The organism is Paenibacillus rhizoryzae (genome assembly GCF_059686995.1).
Genome location: NZ_JCAALT010000001.1, coordinates 962,433 through 979,387, shown reverse-complemented (window position 1 = coordinate 979,387; position 16,955 = coordinate 962,433). Strand labels below are relative to the sequence as shown.

The following is a 16,955-nucleotide window of genomic DNA, read 5'->3' as shown; positions in this document are numbered from 1 at the left end:
TTTGGGATTGAGACGTCTCTTGCCTGTCGAGAAATGTCGTTCAAAATGCCCTTGAGGCGCAAAAAGAGGAGGAATTGGTGGAATGAGTTCTTTTGCAAGAAAGGTTCGTAGGAAGATGCCCCTGACAACCAAGTCAGTGCTCACCCTCTCCTTGCTTCTCGGTTCCTGGAACGGATCAATCGTTGCAGCAGCCAGTGCTAAGGGAGCTGAGGCTTCACACCTTCTTACGTATGGAGGAGCGGCTTATGCTTCATCAACCGAAGGCGGCTTAACGCCTGAGAAAGCCGTTGATGGCAGCCTGGAATCCCGCTGGGGCAGTGCGTTCAGCGCAGATCCGCAATGGATCTATGTAGACCTTGGTGCCCATGCGACGATCGACAAGGCCGTCATCCGTTGGGAGAATGCCTACTCCAAGTCGTACAAGATTCAAGTGTCCGACGATGAAACAAATTGGAAGGACGTCTACACCGACACCAAAGGGGACGGCGGTATCGATACCATCAGCCTATCCGGTCAAGGACGCTATGTCCGAATGCTTTCTTTGGAGCGCAACGGTGGATATGGGGTATCGCTGTATGAATTCGAGGTTTATGGTACGGGTGGCACCAATCCCATTCCGATCGTGCTCGGAGAAGATGTTGCCAAGAATAAACCGGTCGTAGCTTCTTCCTTCGAGAAAGCCGACAAAGATAAACCCGCTATGCCGCCGGAGAACGCGAACGACGGCGACCTGACGACGAGATGGTCCTCCGCCCATACAAGCAACGAATGGATTTATGTGGACCTCGGCAGCGTGCATGATATTGGCCGCGTCCGCCTGAACTGGGAGAATGCGGCTGGCCGCATCTATGATCTGCAAGTGTCTGACGATGCTGTCAATTGGACGACCATTTATAGGGAAATGAACGGGCAAGATGGATGGATCGACACACCGGTCTATGCAAAGGGCCGTTATGTAAGAATGAACGGCATTAGCCGCACGACGAGCTATGGCTACTCCCTGTTCAATTTCAGCGTTTACGATTATGTGAATGGTGATCCGAAGCCGGAATACACGATTCCCGCACTCCCTACCGCTTCGACGGTTAATGTCGGTAAAGGCAGCTATCTAACAAGCGATATCAACATGCCGCAGCCGCGTCCACCGATGAACAAGTCGGATGAGCTGCATGCACCTATTCCATCGAATGACTGGTGGCAATCGGTCTTGATCAAGAACTTTAGCGACAGTCTGATCACGCTCCCGTTGAAATCCAAGTACTCCACGCTCGGCCTCGGTATCCTGAATCCTGGCGCTGGTTGGGTGAATGATACGGGCAACTCGCAAGCGGCAGATGGCGGGCCGGATTTCTACCTGCATGCCGGCAACATCAGCACCACCAACGTGAAGAACAAAATTACCGGTTATGGCGATTGGTCCGCTACTGTAGCGCTGAGCGACAACGACACGGAGAAAATGAAGACAACATTCGTTAAAGGCTCGCCGTATTTGTATTCGGAATTCAGCGATCCGACGACATCGGAGTTGTATTTCCCAGTGTCCACCCGCTTCTATGACGACAAAGGCAATCCGGTGCTCGCTGCCGAAGGCGCTTCTTTGACGGCAGATCATATCGGTTTTGCTGTGACGAACGTAGACGGCTCCCCGCAAGCGAATAAAGTAACCCGGAACTACGGGGTTTTCGCTCCGGAAGGTTCTGTCTTCATGAAAGTCGGCAACAAAGTGAAAATCCGCTTAGGCAGCGGACAGAACTACTTGTCCGTAGCATCGATGCCTGCCGCAGGCGACTTGAATTATTTCTATAAGCACGGTTACGCATTCGTTGCGAATACGATTGTAACGCCGAGCTTCGACGATTCTACATCTGAAGTGGTAACGAATTTCAATGTGGAGATCGACCAGAAACGTTCGGATATGGAACCAACGACCTTGATGGCACTGCTCCCGCACCAATGGAAGCAATCCTCGTCGTCCCTGACTCCTCTTACTTATCCATCCATTCGCGGAACGCTTAAGCTGCATGAAGGCAATTCGTTCACGACAAAGGATCAGTTTAACGGAATCGTACCGCAATTCACCGAACCGGGGGATTCTTCGTATTCCCGCGAAGCACTGCTAGAGCAATTAAGCTACCTGGATGAATCGACATCGAAGAACATCATGTCAGGCGATGCTTACTGGCAAGGTAAAGTGCTGCATCCGCTGGCAATGGGCGTATTAATCGCCGATCAAATCGGAGACCAAGCGTACAAGGAAGTGTTTCTTGCACGACTGAGAACGATCTTAACGGACTGGTACACGTATTCCAAAGGCGAGCCGGATTACTTCATGTACTACGATCCAACTTGGGGCACGATGTATTACAAAAACAGCGAATTCGGCGCGAACACAGGCTTGACGGACCACCATTTCACCTATGGTTACTTCGTCTTCGCTTCTGCCGTACTCGCAACGTACGATCAAGACTTCAAGGACAATTATGGCGGCATGGTCGAGCATCTTATTCGCGACTACGCCAATCCGTCCAAGAAAGATCCGCTTTATCCGTTCCTCCGCAACTTTGATCCCTACGAAGGCCATTCATGGGCCGGCGGTTATGGAGACAACAACAACGGGAACAACCAAGAAGCTGCCGGCGAGTCCCTCTTCGGCTGGGTGGGTGAATACATGTGGAGCTTACTGTCCGGTGACAAAGCTACCCGCGATATCTCCATCTATGGCTTCACAACTGAACTGAAGGCCGTCGAACAATACTGGTTCAACTATGATAACGACAACTGGCTGCCTGAGTTCGCCCACAAATCTGTTGGACAAGTTTACGGAAGCGCATATAACTTCGGTACCTTCTTTAGTGGAGATCCTGTCAATATTTACGGCATCCACTGGCTGCCAACAGGCGAGTATCTAACGAGCTATGGTTTCGATCCAGCCAAAGCCGCCGATTTGTACAACGGCATGGTGAAGGATAACAAAGGTCCTGAGAATGCATGGTACCATATCGTATGGCCAATCGAAGCGCTAAGCAATCCGCAAGCTGTACTCCATAAATTCACGGTGGATAACACCCAGAAGAACGAAATTTTCAACACCTATTGGTTCGTACACAATATGGCTACGCTTGGCACGCGTACGGATGACATCTGGGCGAGCGGTTGGACCGGCGCATCCGTTTACAAGAAAGGTTCCGTTTACTCTGCCGAGGTGTGGAACCCTACGAACGAAGCGATCACGGTAACGTTCCATAATGCTGCCGGTATCACGGGTTCGGCGAAAGTCGGTCCGAAAGCGCTTGTTAAAGTCGATCCGACGAAAGTGACGGATTCGGATGCGAACGTGGCTCCCGTGCTTGCATCCGACAAAACAAGTAATATGATCAAGCAGCCGATCGAGCTGACGTTTGCCGATCATCTGAAATGGCGCGAGTCCATCAATACCGTTCAAGTGAACGGAGCAGCGCTTGACCCATCGGACTATATCGTACAAGCAGGCAAAATCACCCTGAACAGCTCATTGTTCCCGGTTGAAGGCAGCTATTCGATCGTAGTGAAGGCCGCTGACTTCCCAGACACTAGCGTTCAGCAAGTGGTCATCACGAATTCAACTGTCAATCTGGCGCTGGGCAAGCCAACGTTCACGTCGGACAAACCGAATAACCCGGGCTCTTATGCTGTAGACGGCAAACTGGATACGAGATGGGAATCGGCTTTCAGCGACCCGCAGTTTGTAGCGGTTAACTTGAAGTCCGAATATCGAATCAGCCATGTTCGCTTGAATTGGGAGAATGCTGCCGGTAAGAGCTACAAGGTGCTCATCTCGGCAGACGGTCAACAGTGGACAGCTGTATATTCCACTTCCCGCGGTCACGAAGGCATCGACGACATCACGTTCCCTGCCGTGAATGCGCGATATGTCAAAGTAGAAGGTACAGAACGTACGACAAACTATGGCTATTCCCTATGGGAGCTGGAAGTGTTCGGCACTCCTGCAGGCAGCCTGGACGCACCGGATCTGATTGCAGATTCGACGGTGAACCGTGCAGGACAACCGATTGATATCGGTTTCGAAGATTTCGCAGATTGGAGAACAGCGATCCAGACCGTGAAAGTGAACGGGACGCCGGTAGCCGCTGAGAAATACGAAGTTGCACCGGGCAAAATCACGCTGGACGGCTCCCTATTCCCTGCCGCCGGCAACTATGACATTACGATCGAATCGAGTGGTTTCGCCATGACAAGCATTCAGCAGCCGATCGTAACGAACTCGAACGTCAACCTTGCCCTGCGCAAACCGACATTCACATCGTCGACTCCGAATCAATCAAGCAGTTATGCGGTTGACGGAAACAAAGCAACGAGATGGGAATCCGGTTTCACAGACCCGCAGTCCTTAACGGTCGATCTCGGTAAGGAAGAAGACATCAGCCGCGTCCTTCTGAACTGGGAGAATGCAGCCGGTAAGAGCTATACCGTGGAAGTTTCCACGGATAACAAGGCTTGGAAAACGGTCTATACGACAACGACAGGCAAGCCCGGCATCAACGATATCGGCTTCTCTCCTATCTCTGCCCGTTACGTTAAAGTAAACGGCACGGAACGGACTACTAACTACGGTTACTCGTTGTGGGAACTTGAAGTGTATGGTAACGGTACGGGACTGCCAAGCGCGCCGGAACTGACAGCCGATACGACAAACACTACAGTAGGCCAGCCGATTGAAGTGAGCTTTAACGACGATGCGGCATGGAGAAATGCGATCGAATCCGTCAAGATTGACGGCACAACGATCAACGCATCTCAATATCTGGTGAGTGCCGGAAAAATCACATTCAACGCTTCTTTGTTTAAGCAAGCTAAGTCGTATGTGATCTCGGTTCAAGCGAAGGATTACGCAGAAGTATCCGTTCAACAAGCTATAGGCGCTATCGATCAGCCTGGCCATACGGATCCGGACGCTACTCCGGATCCGGGTACGAACCCTAATCCGCTGAACCTTGCGTTCGGTAAAGCAACAGCTTCTTCACCGGAGTATCACCGCTCTAGCAGCGATGCCGTTGACGGTCGCTTGGATCGCCGCTGGGAATCCGCATTTGCCGATAATCAATGGATGAGCATCAACCTCGGATCACCAAAAACGATTAACCGCGTTGTGCTCAACTGGGAAAATGCCTACGGCAAAGCGTACACCATCGATGTCTCCTTGGATGGGGAAACTTGGACGACTGTCTTCGCCACGGACAATGGCAATGGCGGTATCGATGATATCTCCTTCGCTCCTGTCCAAGCCCAATACGTGAAGATGAACGGAATCAAGCGCGGTTCCCCTTACGGCTTCTCGCTATGGGAATTCGAGGTATATGCCGGTGACAAAGCTCCTCTCGCAGCACCTGCATTGTCAGCAGATGCCGCAGAGAACACGCTTGGTAAACCAATCGACATCACATTCGAGGATGACACGGCTTGGAGAAACGCAATCAGCGCGGTTGAGCTGAACGGCGTTACCCTTCAACCGAATCAATACACCGTGACAGCCGGCACAATCACGCTTCATGCGGAATTGTTCACGGAATCCAATCCTTATGTGGTGACCGTTCAATCGCTGGGATACAAGGCTGATTCCGTAGTACAGCCAATTACAGCGGGTATCAACCTTGCACTTAACAAGAGCACCGTTGCTTCTGAAGGTGCCCTTCAAGGCGGCGAGCGTGCTGTCGATGGAAACAAAAGCACACGCTGGGAGTCGGCATTCAGCGATCCCCAGTGGATCAGTGTTGACCTCGGCACAACGAATACGATCAGCCGCGTGCTCTTGAATTGGGAGAATGCCTCCGCAAAGGCATACTCCATCGAAGTGTCACAAGATGGCGAGAACTGGACAACCGTTTATGCGACAGCTAAAGGAGACGGCGGTATCGACAACATCTTCATTACGCCGGTCGATGCTCGTTTAATCAAGGTTCATGGCACAGAGCGCAATACGCAGTATGGTTACTCTCTGTTCGAGTTGGAAGTTTACTAATCCTATAACGCTGTAAAACAAACAAGCTGACATCGGGTCTAACCGACGTCAGCTTGTTTTGTTCCTCAATGTTTGCCTGATTGAACCGCTTCATAAGCGGTCGGCGCTTCCAGGCCCTCTCCCTCGGTTAAAGGGAATGCTGAAGCGCTGCGCAGCTTGATAATGATTTTGCGAATGCTATCTCCGGACAGATGATACTGTCGCTCAAGTTCTTGTACGGTACTTCCGTTTGCGTAACGCTGGAAGATCTCTTCGTTGCGCTGTCCGATGATGACGCGTGATCCACTCTTCTCGCCCCAACCGGCGCGCTCGCTCTGCTGCTTCGGGACATAAATTAGCTCGCCCTGAATGTAGCGCTGAAGCTCCTCCAATAGTCTAGGGGGAAGCACATCTCTTCCGTTCTTGTAATTCAACGTAAACCTCCTTAATCGTATCGGCCAATACAACGCCATCTGAATGCGATTTGTTCACGTTTCCTTCCCCCTCTCATTAATATGGAAAAAACACGATCATTCTTAAAAATCGTGCTTCAATATTCATTATAAGTGAAAACGGTTCATGCCGTCTTCCTTTTGTAAGAAAAGGGAGGCCGGAAGGCCTCCCTCTTTATGGTGACCTTCGCTTTAGGCGAAAGCCACCTCCGTGTGCTTGATCAATTGAATCAGCTCCTTTCATGAAGATTTTGTCGGGCCCGACATCTATATTAACGCATATTCAGATGCGTGCAGACAAGTGAAAGAACGGGTATAGTTGTTTTTTCGTGCGAATCGGGCTGCAAAATTCTTGTGGATGGCGTGATTACTGCAAGTATTTCCCCGTAATGGACTGCTGCGCCTGCGTAATCTGCGAAGGTGTCCCCTCGAACACGAGCTGTCCGCCTCTGCTGCCTCCATCCGGTCCCATATCGATGATCCAATCCGCTTGGCTGATCACTTCAAGGTTATGCTCGATCACGATGACCGTATTGCCGGCATCCACGAGGCGGTTCATGATCGCCAGAAGATGACCGATATCGGACATATGCAGCCCGGTCGTCGGCTCGTCCATCACGTAGATACTCCCTTTCTTATGCAGTTCGCTTGCCAGCTTGATGCGCTGGCATTCCCCGCCGGAGAGCGTGCTCATCGGTTGTCCGAGCGTAATATAAGTCAGTCCCACATCGCTCATGGCCTGGAGCTTGCGCACGACCTCTTTGAGCTCGAAGAACTCCAGTGCCTGCTCCACGGTCATCTCCAGCACATCCGCGATCGATTTGCCGTTAAACTTGTATTCAAGCACCTCCTCCTTGAACCGTCTGCCTCCGCAAACCTCACATGGCAGATCAACGCTGTCCAAGAAAGATAGATCGATTGACACAACGCCCTGCCCCTGGCAGTTCTCGCAAGCGCCTTTGGAGTTGAAGCTGAACAAGCCCTGATTGACCTTATTCGCCGAAGCAAATGCCTTGCGCACGTCATCCATAATACCCGTGTACGTGGCCGGATTCGACCGGGATGAGATGCCGATGGCCGATTGATCGATGACAATCGCATCGGAATGCTGACTAAGGAAGACGTCGTTAATCAGCGTACTCTTACCCGAGCCGGCGACACCTGTAACAACCGTCAAAACACCGGTTGGAATATCAACGCTTACGTTCCGCAGGTTGTGCAGCGTAGCATTCTTGACGGTCAGTTTGCCGGATGGTTTCCTGCAATCCTGCTTCAGCTGGAGCGGCCGCTTCATGTGGTTGCCCGTGAGCGTACCCGACTCCAGCAAGCCTTGGTAGCTTCCCTCAAATACGATGTTTCCTCCGCGGCTGCCGGCATGAGGCCCGACGTCCACGATATGATCCGCCACCTTGATAACATCAGGATCATGCTCAACGACAATCACGGTATTACCTTTGTCGCGAAGCTTCTGAAGCAATTCATTTAATCGATGAACATCGCGGGGATGCAAACCTACGCTAGGTTCATCGAAGATATAAGTGACATCGACCAAGCTGCCGCTCAGATGTTTGACCATTTTGACACGCTGCGACTCACCGCCGGACAATGTGTCCGTCTCCCGATCCAGCGTCAAGTAATCAAGACCGATGTCGACAAGGTGCTGCAGCCGTTCCGTCAGCGACTTGATGACCGGAGCGGCAACCGGATCCTCGATCTCCCGAACGACTCGGATAAGCTGCCCGACTTCCATGGCTGAATATTCCGCAATATTGTGTCCGTTGATTTTGCAGCTAAGCGCAGCTTGACTAAGTCTCGCGCCGTGGCAGCTGGAACAGGAGCCCTCGATGATGAACGGCGCCACCGCTTGCTGCGTCCGATCGGACATCGTTTTTACATCACGCTTGATGTACTTGTTCGTAAACTTCTCGATGACGCCTTCCACCGTAATATTCATCGCTTTGCCGGCAAAATCCATCTCGACTTTACGCGCCTTCGCGTATAAGAGTTGCTCCATTTCCTCTTCCGAGTATTCGCTCAGCTTCTTGTCCACGTCGAAGGAGCCCGACTGCAAGATCATGTTTATTTCCCAGCCGCCAACTTTGTAATCCGGAAGCATGATGGCCCCTTCGTTTAGCGACTTGGTCATGTCTACCGCTCTGTCCATGTTCACGATCATGCTGCGGCCAATTCCATTACACTCGGGACACATGCCTTGCGGATCGTTGAAGGAGAACATGTTCGCTGGCCCAACATAAGGCTTGCCTGCCCTGGAGAAGAGTAGACGGACAATGGGAGAAATGTCGGTAATCGTGCCCATCGTAGAATGGGAGCCTCCGCCAAGCCTCTTCTGATCCACGATGACGGCCATGCTCAGGTTCTCGATGGCGTCCGCTTCAGGCTGCGGAACCTTAGGTAAGAAGGTGCGCACAAACATGCTGAAGTTCTCGTTCAGCAATCGCGTTGATTCCGCGGCGATTGTATCGAAGACGATCGATGACTTACCCGATCCCGATACCCCCGTGAAGATCGTAATTTTCCGCTTCGGAATGCGTAAAGAGACGTTCTTCAGATTGTTCTCCCTTGCTCCCGAGATGACGATATATTCTTGCTTGATTTCGCTCATGCTGCCGTTCCCCTCCCGATCATAATCATTGTCCGAAGCAGCATAAACCGGCTGCATTCCACATGCAGCCGGTTTATATCGTTTCGGGTACTATTCAAACAGTTTGACTAGCTGACCGAGCATTGCACCCCAGCCATATTTTGCGCCATTGAGCGCTTGTTCATTGGAGATGCCGGTTTGCTCGAGATGAAGATTAACCTTTCCGTCTCCAAGATCGTGCAGCGTCCAAGTAACCGTGTGTCTCTCCTCACCGGTTCCCCAAGTGTAAGACAACGTGCTTGGTTCGTCTACGATAAGCACTTCGCCTTCGACGATACCATCCCAATATTCAGTCGGCTTCTGGCGGAATTGGAAACGGTGACCGACGACGGGCTTGAAATCATTCTCCATCACCCATTTGGCAAGTTTAGTAGGATCGGTTAAAGCACTCCATAGCTTCTCTATTGTTGCAGTATATTGATAATCCAAATTTAAAGTGAAACTCATTCCTCGTCCTCCTCTAATAGGTGCTGCAAACGGATTAGATTCGCGTTCCAAAATTTGCTGTAAAAAGAAACCCAATGTTGAATTTCTCGGAGCGGTTCGGCGTTTAATCGAAATCGCGTTTCTCGGCCGACCTTACGGTCAAGTACGAGTCCGGCTTCTTTAAGGATGGTCAAATGCTTGGATACCGCTGTACGGCCCATTTCAAACTGTGCCGTTAATTCGTGCAGCGGCAATTCCTCCGCCTCTGCCAGCAGTCGAATCAATTGGCGTCTGGTTGGATCAGCAATCGCGTCAAACGTATCCCGCAACTGATTGTTCTCGCTCACAACACCCTCTCCTAATTTTGTTGACTGTGGTATTGGACACCATTTGGTGACATGTTTATTATAGGACTTCGTTTGGCGTCATGTCAACTGCGTGCAAGTTGAAACTTCGGAGCAGCCCTGCCTCTTATTTTCATCTCAACCACGCTTTTCTATAACCGTTTTGTCTGTGCATGTTGCATAGTAGCAACTAAAAAGCAGCAGATCGAATTGACCTGCTGCCCGGGCTGTCGACAAAGTTTCGACGGCCATTTTAACTATCATCCTGCATTCCTCGGAAATCTAACGAATCGTCAAATAGAGATCCCCTACGGTTCGTTAGCGCAGTCTACACTTCCAACTAACATCGCTAAGCTGCCGATCACTTCGATCTGCTGCTAGTGTTGGAAGTTACTCAGCTGGTTGATGTGCCGGCAGCATCGGTACGCTTCTCGCCCTTCTTGGCGATTTCCAGCGTCCCTGACTCGGTATCCACTTCGCCAAATCCGTAGTGTTTGTAGCCCGTCTGCGTAAACGCTCCTTCGGAATTGACAACACCGTATTCCGTCCATCCGGTCTCGCCGAATATGCCGCTGTTATAATAAATGAAATCGCCGCTGGGTTTCGGTGCGGTGCCGACGCTGTCCGTCCATTTCCCCTTCATGAAGATCCGGAGCTGATCCTCGATGACCCCGGATAATCTGCCGGCCCATGTTACAACCCCTTGATCGTCAATGATCTCGATCAGCTGCGCTAGATTTCCATCAATACGGATGAATCGCAGCGCTTCCCCTTCGGGGAACAGCATCGTCGCCCCATCGGTCTCGCCGACGTTCTCCGCGATCAATGGCTTAATCGCATATTGCGGATTATAGCTGAGACCAACCGCTACTAGGCGTGCTTCAGCCAGGCTGCCGTTATACAGCGTATCATGCTTCTTCTTGCCGATGTAGGATGAAATGAACACCCTCCGGTCATGCCAATCGGAGGCATAGCCAAATTGAGCAGCCAGGTAACGAAGCGGTACATAGGCACGATTACCATGCAGCTTCATGGCTGCTTCTAGCCGCTCAGTCGCTTTGCTCGTACCACCGGGCTGATCGCGCTCGACTACTGCAACGCTGCTAAACGCAGTGAAGCGGACCGTAACGCCCCACTTTCGAACGATCGCCGTATTTGTCTTGGCATTCCACTCTACTTTCGCTCCGAAAGCTTCACTGACTGCACGCAGCGGCACGAGCACTCGGCCATGGTCGATAATCGGGGCGGCATCCGTCGGGGTTGCCTTCCCCATCACTTCAATTTGAATCGCCGCTGTTGAGGCGGCATTCGCCTGTGCCCGCTCTGTGCCAGGCAGCGAGAAGAAAGCACCGGCCATAACCGTAGCCGCTACTATCGCAGCTGTAATTTTATGTTTCATCCGTTTCCATCTCCTTATCGTCGTAGTAGATCGGTAAATAACTCGATCATGGATTACCTACTCAGACGATGGAAGCGCGAAAATGGTTGCATGTCCCATTTTAGGAAGTGGATTGGGCGAAATGCAGTTATTCGTATGTCGGCACAATCTCCGTGTTCGAACGTGGATTTAGTTTATACGGCACGACATCACCTGTCGCTAAGTACCAATCCGCGATTCGTTCCGTCAATTGCAGCCGAATGTTCCGGCAATCCTCGTCGTCTATGACATTGAGCAGCTCATCAGGATCTGTCGATAGATGGTATAGCTCGTCTCTTTCGTAGAGCCGACGGACAAGCTTCCATTCCTTCGAGCGAATCATGACTGCTTTGCCATGCTGTTCGAGAAAGTCGGACTGCACACTTACTCGCGGCCAATATACATGCGATCGGGCGGGCTCAGGCTCATGCGTGTGCGGCTCATCTATCAAAGCGCCTCCCTCGCAGAAGACATGTTCCCGGTGCTCGGCAGTTGCGCCTATACTAATGGGAATCAATGATTTTCCAAAATGAGTATGCTTCTTGGGAAGCTTAGCTAGCTCTGCCACAGTCGCATAAAAGTCGATCAGTTCCACGAGTGCATCTACCGGCTCTGTTCTATTCGGTACCGGTATTGAAGCAGGATACTTGATGACGAGCGGCACACGGGTCAAGTCATCCTCGAACGTCACTTGCGTTTTTTCAACCATTCGATAATCTCCCGCATATTCACCATGATCGCTAAATAGGAATATCGCGGTGTCATCCCAATGGTCGGATCCCTTGAGTGCATCCGTCAGTCTGCCAAGCGCCGCATCTGTTTTCGTGATCATGCCATAATAAACGGCGAGGATTTCTTTGAAGTCTTCTTCACGCAAGTCACCTAATTTCATGCGTGATCGAATTTCATCCAGGTGTCTTGTCTTCGTTCCGTTGTCCGGCATTGGAATCAGGGGCGGCAGCCGTTCGCGATCATACATCGAATAATAAGGCTCTTCAACCTGAAAAGGGACATGTGGATCATGCAGAGTAAGACAGATACAGAACGGCTCCTGAGGACCACTTTGCAGGAACGCAATCGCTGCCTGAACGAGCGCATCATCATTGCTGACAATTTCGTGTTCTGCAAGTTTGCCCCGATAATGGGTATAAAACAGCGGATCGTCCTGTTCCCTAGGAGTCAGAGCGATGCGGTCGTAAATAACATCCTCCGGGATACGCGAATATTGCAAACCTCCGTCTGATGCTCCACTCTTACGACGTCATTTTTGCCACCCCACCACACGGTATACCCCGAATCCTTAAGCTCTTGTAGCAAAAACGGCTCCTCCGGCGACAGCATATGATGCATGGTCCGGTGACCCCGTACATGGGGATACCAGCCGGTCATGAATGAACAACGGCTTGGCGTACATACCGTGTTCTGGGCAAAACATCGGGAGAATGCCACTCCCTCTTCGGCAAGCGCATCCGTATACGGCGTTTGGACAACCGGATTACCTAAACAACCCACATCCTTGCCCCGCCACTGGTCCGGATTGAAAATAATAATGTTGGGTCTTCGCTCACTCATCGGCATGCCTCTCATCCCCCATCCTTAATGGTATCTGCGCGACTGGCTCCAATATGAACGATTAAAAGACGGACTCCCTGAAGGAACGGGAATCCGTCTCTATCACATAAATGCTAGCCGAGCCATTACGCCTGAAAGTTAATGTAGTTAAATGACGGACTTTCTTCGTACCGGGTAAAGCATCGTGAAGTTGAAAGTTTCGATTTCCGTGTAAGGTACGGTTAACGCATTCAACGGTTCATAAGGAACGGTCTCCATGCCGAGTACGCCTTCCCTTGAATCGAGTTCATAGTCAGCTGACTGCTCTAGCCACGCAAATATGGCATCGTAAACGCTCCACATATGTGCCTCATTCCCTGATACACGAGCGCTGACGCATAGACCTCCGGAAACCTCTAATGTTTCTATACCAGCAGGAACTTCGCCGAATTCGTCCACCGCGAGTCCCACCCAGAGCGTGTCAACTTGTTTGTTCCATTGCTCTTGCGGTATAAATACATACGCATTAGGAACATCAGAAAGCCTCGCATCATTAAGAGGTACCTGCTCTGTTAACGCGCTCCATGCTTTCCGAGTTCCACTCTTGTCCTCCGTCATCCCCGTCCGAACTGCCAGTGCCTTAAATGGAGCAACTTCAACCAACTCAACTGCAATCGTGTTCTGCATGACGACATCTCCTCTCACAATCTCCTATTGGTTACCAATCATGAATCTTCGAGAAAGGTTTAGCGAACAGAGCGTTGAATTAACTGAATCGTCTTACGAGCTCCTTCGATTTCATTGCCGTCTGCCGGCACGCTTTCTACGCCCCAGGTACCTTCAAAGCCATTATCTTGAAGCAACTTACAGAAAGAAGGAACATTCTGAGTCAGTTCCTGACCATCCTCTGTAAAGTAAAAGGATTTGATATGAGTGACCGTTGCGTATTTCGCGCACTTCAACCAGCCTTCAGCCTGCTTGCCATGTGCCCAATTCCACGAATCCAGCAGCAAGCCCAGCCCGGGAACCGCTTCCAGAAGTTTGACTATATTATCCGGATCTACGGTCGGCCCCCAATGATTCTCCACGATTACTTGGATTCCGGCTCGCTCGGCACGATCAATGAGATCCCGATAACCTTCAACGACAATACCAAAAACTTCGTCCGTCCATTGCTGAGGTCCGCCAGAGTCGATACGAATTTGGGATGCGCCGAGCTTCTCGGCAATTTCGATCCAACGGTATGCACGCTGCCGATTGCTAGCCCGCGCTTCCCCGGACTCTTCATAAATATGCGCCCCGTCAACCGCGATACAGCCGAACGGCAATCCGGCTTCATCTGCCGCGAGCTTCACGCGTTCCAGAAACTCATCGTCCATAGCTGTCAGATGTTGCGATTGGTCAGGGTTAGCACCGGCATGCAGCGCTTCCTCGCCATGATTCAACTCGGCTAAGTGTGCGTTCCAGGGATCAAGCTGCGTACACCCTAGTTCTTTGCAATCCTTAATATATTGGAAAATATCCTGTTTCCCCGCCGCCAACAATCTGTGAAAACTGAACGAACAAATGCTAATTTTCATTCGGTTTGCCTCCCATGGTTACGAAAATATGTTCTTCCTGGAACATATTCCATTTCCGTTCCCATTTTCCTCCTATTCCATGATAAGTTGGCGATCAGTTGAGACTATGTTTATGCATATTGCAATCGGTAGAGCTCCGCATACCGCCCCGAATGCAGCAGTAGATGTGCATGTTTCCCTTCTTCGACCACTTCCCCGTTCTCCATGACGATAATTCGGTCAGCATAATGGCTGGCAGCGTGATTCGTATGCGTGTAACTGTCAAACCGGGGAGTCGTAAACTTGAACTCTCAATGTGAGATTAGAGCAAAAATGAAGCGGAGAGTTCGAAAATCGAACTCTCCGCTTCACTTCTCTAACCAGGCTTCCTCCCCAATCGCGCACTACGATCAATTGGAAATCTCGAACTCGTACAAAATCGGCGTGTTAGTTCCGCCGGTGTAGTAGATGCGCGCTTTCGTGCCCGTCACGCCGGTGAACGTCGCGACTGTCGGCGCTCCGGGACCGCTAATTGAAGTACCGGTGTATGCCGTCGCCCAGCTCGAGCCGTTCCAATATTCAATGCGATAGCCCGACGTCCGGCTGCCATACTCCGACAACGCGACTCGGTTAAACGTCGTGCTCGCGCCGAAATTCACTTCCACCCACTGTCCGTTATAGGTGGAACCGAGGGCTGCCTGCCAGTTAGTGCCGACGTTGCCGTCGAAGGCTTTGTCCGCCGTTTGGACCGTATCCCAATTGGAGGAACTGGCGTAGGTTTTGCCCGCGGCAAGATTGACATATTGACGGTTAATCTCGAACTCGTAAAGGATCGGCGTGAAACTGCCACCGGTGTAATAGATTCTTGCTTTCGTGCCCTGCACAGTTGGGAAGGACACCGTTGATGAAGAAGCCACGCTTCCGATGGTTGTACCAGTATAGGCTGTTGTCCAGTTCGAGCCGTTCCAATATTCGATGCGATAGCCCGTTGTACGGCTGCCATACTCCGACAGTTTTACCTGATTGAACCGCGTGTTAGCACCAAAGTCTACCTGCACCCACTGCCCGTTATAAGTCGAACCTGAAGCGGCCTGCCAGTTCGTCGCGCCGTTACTATCGAACGCCTTGGATGCCGTTTGGCTGGCATCCCAGTTGGAAGAACTGCTGTAAGCGTCGCGATCCAGCGCTAGATTCGCCGGATTCGCGGATGGTTTCAGCACGTTCTTGATCGCGTCGAGACGCTCCGTGCCATCGTAAAGTGTCGGTGCGATCCATCCTCCCTCGTCGTATTCGTTCCACGCGTACATGATGACCGCGTTTGCTTCAGCAGTCGAAGCGTTGCTGCCGACCCAGCTCAGCGCATTCGTCAGGTTTGCTGCGATTTCGGACGGCGTCGCGGTTTGTACCCAGTCGTTCGGTCCGACCGACGTCCAGCTCACCGGATGATCGTAACGTGGACGCGTGTCCATGCCCGTGGTCACCCACGGAATAACCTTTTTGCCGGTAGCCTTGTGGTTGTTCCAGTTCACCTGGTCCTGGGCGGCTAAGCCCGAGTATGCGCCACCACCACCCGACCACGTGATATAAGCGCTGATCGCATCCGCTCCGATCGAAGTCGCCGCGCTCGATGCTGCGGACGAATTATCGGACATGACGACGACATAAGGATTTGCCAACCCTAGCGCGGTCGCCTTGCTACGAATCGAGCCGATATCCGTCGCGCTATAGCCACCTGTCCCACCGAAAATATAAAGCAGCGGCCGACCACCCATCACCTTCTGGTAATTGCTTTCTTGAAATTTGCTCACCAGCCAGTCGAATTTCGTGGACGGCAAGCTGCCCGTTCCGAGGATGTACGTGTATTTCACATCGCTCTTGTGCGTGCTGGAATCGTACAGATTCCTTGCCGTGTCCATTCCGCTGCCGTCCGGATAAAAGCAGAATGCCCAGTAATCGATGCCCGCGTATTTGGCGAAGGCGATGTCCTGGTCCATGAGGCTCTGGGTCAACTGCCGGGCGTTAACGGAGTTGGTCCCGGTCTCTACACCGAAATACGGCAGCCGAAAATGGTACTTATTCGGTCCGAGCGTCTGCTCGACCTGCAGTCCAACCTGAGGTGCGCCGACCCCGTCGGTGTTCAGCGTGCCAACCCAAGCATCCCAGCGAATGGCACCTACCAACGTGTGATTGGGGTTATCCGCATAAACATGAGGCGCTTGAGGCAGAGCCTTAACCGGCAGCAATCCCGTGACGACCGTCAGGAACAAAGCGGCGGAAGCCAACCATTTGAATAATCGCATGTCCCGCACTTCCTCTCTTAGTGGACGTTTCAACTTGATGAAGCCAGCGTTTACAATTAAGTCCCCCTTCCTCCCCTCTACTTCTTGCACGGCATACGTATCTTCCATAACCATGGTGTGTGCCGTACTTTTCGCGCTAAGCATGCTATACTTGCGCTCGCACTAAAAGTATAGCGCTTTCATTTTGGAAAGTGGATTGCCCGGCTTTACCATTTTGATGTTCCTTTTTACTTTCGAGAGGCAATCAAG

At 51.5% G+C, this 16,955-nt stretch carries 11 protein-coding genes; 1 reads left to right on the top strand and 10 read right to left on the bottom strand.

Going from position 1 to position 16,955, the window contains the following annotated elements:
• Positions 1-82: 82 nt before the first annotated feature.
• Positions 83-6,016: a discoidin domain-containing protein gene (locus AC6ESO_RS04400; protein WP_497090307.1), complete on the top strand. Its 5,934-nt coding sequence runs from the start codon at positions 83-85 to the stop codon at positions 6,014-6,016.
• Positions 6,017-6,081: 65 nt separating this feature from the next.
• Here AC6ESO_RS04400 and AC6ESO_RS04395 read toward each other — a convergent pair whose 3' ends face one another.
• From AC6ESO_RS04395 to AC6ESO_RS04350, 10 genes are all read right to left on the bottom strand, one after another.
• Entirely contained in the window at positions 6,082-6,429 is a 348-nt protein-coding gene (locus tag AC6ESO_RS04395; protein ID WP_497090306.1) for a CD3324 family protein, read from the bottom strand.
• Between the two features lie 385 nt (positions 6,430-6,814).
• The gene (locus AC6ESO_RS04390; protein WP_497090305.1) at positions 6,815-9,070 is read right to left on the bottom strand and encodes an ATP-binding cassette domain-containing protein; all 2,256 of its coding nucleotides are present in this window, start codon (positions 9,068-9,070) and stop codon (positions 6,815-6,817) included.
• Positions 9,071-9,160: 90 nt separating this feature from the next.
• The gene (locus AC6ESO_RS04385; RefSeq protein WP_497090304.1) at positions 9,161-9,556 is read right to left on the bottom strand and encodes an SRPBCC family protein; all 396 of its coding nucleotides are present in this window, start codon (positions 9,554-9,556) and stop codon (positions 9,161-9,163) included.
• Complete coding sequence (locus AC6ESO_RS04380; RefSeq protein WP_497090303.1) at positions 9,553-9,882, bottom strand: ArsR/SmtB family transcription factor; 330 nt, start codon at positions 9,880-9,882, stop codon at positions 9,553-9,555. The genes AC6ESO_RS04385 and AC6ESO_RS04380 overlap by 4 nt, the downstream gene beginning before the upstream one ends.
• Before the next feature lie 391 nt (positions 9,883-10,273).
• Positions 10,274-11,278: a copper amine oxidase N-terminal domain-containing protein gene (locus AC6ESO_RS04375; RefSeq protein ID WP_497090302.1), complete on the bottom strand. Its 1,005-nt coding sequence runs from the start codon at positions 11,276-11,278 to the stop codon at positions 10,274-10,276.
• Between the two features lie 127 nt (positions 11,279-11,405).
• Positions 11,406-12,527: a sulfatase-like hydrolase/transferase gene (locus AC6ESO_RS04370; protein WP_497090301.1), complete on the bottom strand. Its 1,122-nt coding sequence runs from the start codon at positions 12,525-12,527 to the stop codon at positions 11,406-11,408.
• A complete protein-coding gene (locus AC6ESO_RS04365) occupies positions 12,476-12,868 on the bottom strand; it encodes a sulfatase-like hydrolase/transferase (protein WP_497090300.1) in 393 nt (130 codons plus the stop codon). The genes AC6ESO_RS04370 and AC6ESO_RS04365 overlap by 52 nt, the downstream gene beginning before the upstream one ends.
• 147 nt (positions 12,869-13,015) lie before the next feature.
• Positions 13,016-13,534, bottom strand: a complete 519-nt coding sequence (locus AC6ESO_RS04360) for a GyrI-like domain-containing protein (protein ID WP_497090299.1) — start codon at positions 13,532-13,534, stop codon at positions 13,016-13,018.
• A gap of 59 nt (positions 13,535-13,593) precedes the next feature.
• Positions 13,594-14,427, bottom strand: coding sequence for a sugar phosphate isomerase/epimerase family protein (locus tag AC6ESO_RS04355; protein ID WP_497090298.1), 834 nt, complete (start codon positions 14,425-14,427; stop codon positions 13,594-13,596).
• Positions 14,428-14,816: 389 nt separating this feature from the next.
• Entirely contained in the window at positions 14,817-16,850 is a 2,034-nt protein-coding gene (locus AC6ESO_RS04350) for a galactose-binding domain-containing protein (RefSeq protein ID WP_497090297.1), read from the bottom strand.
• Positions 16,851-16,955 lie beyond the last annotated feature (105 nt).

Coding starts and splice junctions, on each gene's coding strand:
- AC6ESO_RS04400 (WP_497090307.1), top strand. CDS start 83: ATGAGTTCTTTTGCAAGAAAGGTTCGTAGGAAGATGCCCCTGACAACC.
- AC6ESO_RS04390 (WP_497090305.1), bottom strand. CDS start 9,070: ATGAGCGAAATCAAGCAAGAATATATCGTCATCTCGGGAGCAAGGGAG.
- AC6ESO_RS04385 (WP_497090304.1), bottom strand. CDS start 9,556: ATGAGTTTCACTTTAAATTTGGATTATCAATATACTGCAACAATAGAG.
- AC6ESO_RS04375 (WP_497090302.1), bottom strand. CDS start 11,278: ATGAAACATAAAATTACAGCTGCGATAGTAGCGGCTACGGTTATGGCC.
- AC6ESO_RS04365 (WP_497090300.1), bottom strand. CDS start 12,868: ATGAGTGAGCGAAGACCCAACATTATTATTTTCAATCCGGACCAGTGG.
- AC6ESO_RS04360 (WP_497090299.1), bottom strand. CDS start 13,534: ATGCAGAACACGATTGCAGTTGAGTTGGTTGAAGTTGCTCCATTTAAG.
- AC6ESO_RS04355 (WP_497090298.1), bottom strand. CDS start 14,427: ATGAAAATTAGCATTTGTTCGTTCAGTTTTCACAGATTGTTGGCGGCG.
- AC6ESO_RS04350 (WP_497090297.1), bottom strand. CDS start 16,850: ATGCTTAGCGCGAAAAGTACGGCACACACCATGGTTATGGAAGATACG.